The sequence below is a fragment of the Polaromonas sp. genome (assembly GCF_018780625.1).
Taxonomy (GTDB): domain Bacteria; phylum Pseudomonadota; class Gammaproteobacteria; order Burkholderiales; family Burkholderiaceae_C; genus Polaromonas.
On the sequence record NZ_JADMJK010000163.1, the window covers coordinates 1 to 2,555 of the forward strand.

The 2,555-nt window shown below is 66.1% G+C and carries 3 protein-coding genes; 2 read left to right on the top strand and 1 reads right to left on the bottom strand.

What is annotated here, in order from left to right; all coding sequences use genetic code 11:
* The coding region (locus IV091_RS13240; protein ID WP_293469472.1) for a GMC family oxidoreductase N-terminal domain-containing protein at window positions 1-287 on the bottom strand (287 nt) is incomplete at its 3' end.
* 142 nt (window positions 288-429) lie between these two features.
* Here IV091_RS13240 and IV091_RS13245 point away from each other — a divergent pair.
* Together IV091_RS13245 and IV091_RS13250 are read left to right on the top strand one after the other, a co-directional pair.
* Complete coding sequence (locus IV091_RS13245) at window positions 430-1,374, top strand: LysR family transcriptional regulator (protein ID WP_293469474.1); 945 nt, start codon at window positions 430-432, stop codon at window positions 1,372-1,374.
* Window positions 1,375-1,497: 123 nt separating this feature from the next.
* On the top strand, window positions 1,498-2,555 hold a 1,058-nt coding region (locus IV091_RS13250; RefSeq protein ID WP_293469476.1), incomplete at its 3' end, for an ABC transporter permease.

Below are 2,555 nucleotides of genomic sequence, written 5' to 3' on the forward strand. Positions count from 1 at the left end.
ATCATGCCGTTGATGCTGGAGCAGCCGCCCAGTGTTTTGCCGCGCGGGTAGCGCAGCGCCCGGCCGTTCAGGCCCGCGTCGGGCTCGGTGTTGTAGAGCCAGTCGGTGCGCGGGTTGCCGATGCAGTGCAGGTAACCCACCGGAATGTGGATCCAGTGGTAGTCGTCCTTGCGGCCGGCCTCGATCAGCAGCACGCGTTTGGACGCGTCGGCGCTCAGGCGGTTGGCCAGCAGGCAGCCGGCGGTGCCGGCGCCGATGATGATGTAGTCGAAGGCGGGCGCGCTCACGGCGTGACCTCGCGGCGGCCATGGCAGGGATAACTATTTGCTGTGCTCATAACGAGATGTCTCCTTGAATGCGCCAAGTGTCGGCAAAATGCAGGATGATTACCAATGATTTCATCAAAATAGCGTTATAAGTTTTGCAAATATGAGTTTGAACTTTGATCCGCAAACCTTGCGCGCCTTTGTCGCCGTGGCGCGTCAGGGCAATGTATCGCGTGCGGCCGAGCGCCTGCATCTGAGCCAGCCCGCCGTCAGCCTGCAGCTCAAGGGACTGGCCGCCAACACCGGCCTGACGCTGTTCACCCGCACGCCGCAGGGCCTGACGCTGACGCGCGACGGCGCGGCGCTGCTGCCGCAAGCAGAAAAAGCGCTGGCGGCGCTGGCCGATTTTGCACAGGCGGCGCAGGGCCTGCACAGCACCGTGCGCGGCACGCTGCGCATAGGCACCATCCTGGACCCCGCGTTCACCCGGCTCGGTGCTTTCCTGAAAGAGCTGGTGGAAGCCGCGCCGCAGATCGACACCGAGCTGCGCCAGGGCATGAGCGGTGACGTGCTGGCGCAGATCATGCGGGGGGATCTGGAGGTGGGCTTTTATCTGGGCTGGCCCGACAAAAATGAAGAAAATCGGGTGTTTCCCAAGGATGGACGGGCACAAACTGCTATGGATTTTGAAGTCAGGGAGCTGACGCGCTTTACCTACCTGGTGATTGCGCCCGCCGGCTGGGGTCCGCAGGTGCAGGGCCGCGACTGGAAAGCGCTGGCGGCATTGCCCTGGCTGGCCACGCCGCCCGCCAGCGCGCACCACCGGCTGCTGGCCCAGGTGTTTGGCCAAGGCTCGCTGACCGGCCTGGAGCCGCGCCGCGTCGCGCTGGTGGACCATGAGGCGTCGATGCTGGACCTGGTGAAGTCCGGGGTCGGCCTGAGCCTGGCGCGCGACTCGATTGCCATTCGCGAAAGCCAGGCGCATGGCTTGGTGGTGGCAGACCGGGTCAGCCTGGAGTGCGTGCTGAGCTTCATCTGCCTGAAGTCCCGGGTCACCGAACCCGTGGTGGCCAGCGCCTGGGGCGCGCTGGCGCAAGCCTGGCGATGATCAGCCTGCCAGCCAGCGCGCTACTCCTTGTGGGACAGGGCCGATGGATCCCCGGGCGGGCCGCACGGTCGGTTGTCAGCGGTTACCATCACATTTTTATCTGGTGCCCGCTCGACAATGCCCATGCAAGACGCTACGCCCCGCATCGAACAGCAGGACACGCCGGACGGCAAGCGCCTGCTGGTGCGCGGTGCGTGGACGGCCGCTGACCTCACGGGCAAGTTGGCTTGGGACGCGCTGACGGCGCAGCTGGCCAGCCTGCAAGGGCAGGACCGCCAGGTGCAGTGGGACTTGGGCCCGATCGAAAAACTCGACTACTTGGGCGCCCAGGTGCTGTGGAACCACTGGGGCCGCGACTGGCCGGCCAGCTTGCAGATCGAGCCCCACCAGCGGGAAATGCTGGAAACCGTGGCCCAGTTCGCCGTGAGCCCGCCGAAAGTGCGCCCGCCCGACTGGCGCGCGCCGCTGCTGCTGCTGGGCCGCCGGTTGCTGGGCCTGCTGGACCATGGCAAGGCCCTGGTGCAACTGGTGGGCCAGTTGCTGCTAGACATCGGGCGGCTGATCCGGCGCCCGCACCAGGCCCCCTGGCGCGACCTGTCGGGCCACCTGTACCACATCGGGGCCACGGCGCTGCCCATCACGGCGCTGGTGGGCTTCCTGATCGGCGTGGTGCTGGCCTACCTGATTTCGCAGCAGCTGCGCAAGTTCGGGGCCGACGCCTTCATCGTCAACATTCTGGGCATTTCACTGATACGCGAGCTGGGCCCCGTGCTGGCCGCGATTTTGATTGCCGGGCGTTCCGGCTCGGCCATCACGGCGCAGATTGGCGTGATGCGCGTGACCGAAGAGCTCGACGCCATGCGCGTCATGGGCATTGCGCAGGGCTTTCGGCTGGTGATGCCGCGCGCGCTGGCGCTGGCCGTGGTAATGCCGCTGATCAGCGTCTGGACGACGATCGCAGCCTTGCTGGGCGGCATGCTGGCGGCCGATATTTCCATGGACATCACCTCTTCCTATTTCATCCAGCAGCTGCCGGCCGCGGTGGATGTGGCCAACCTGACGCTGGCCACCGCCAAGTCAGTGGTGTTTGGCGTGCTGATTGCGCTGGTGGGCTGCCACTACGGCTTGCGCGTCAAGCCCAACACCGAAAGCCTGGGGCAGGGCACCACGGCCTCGGTGGT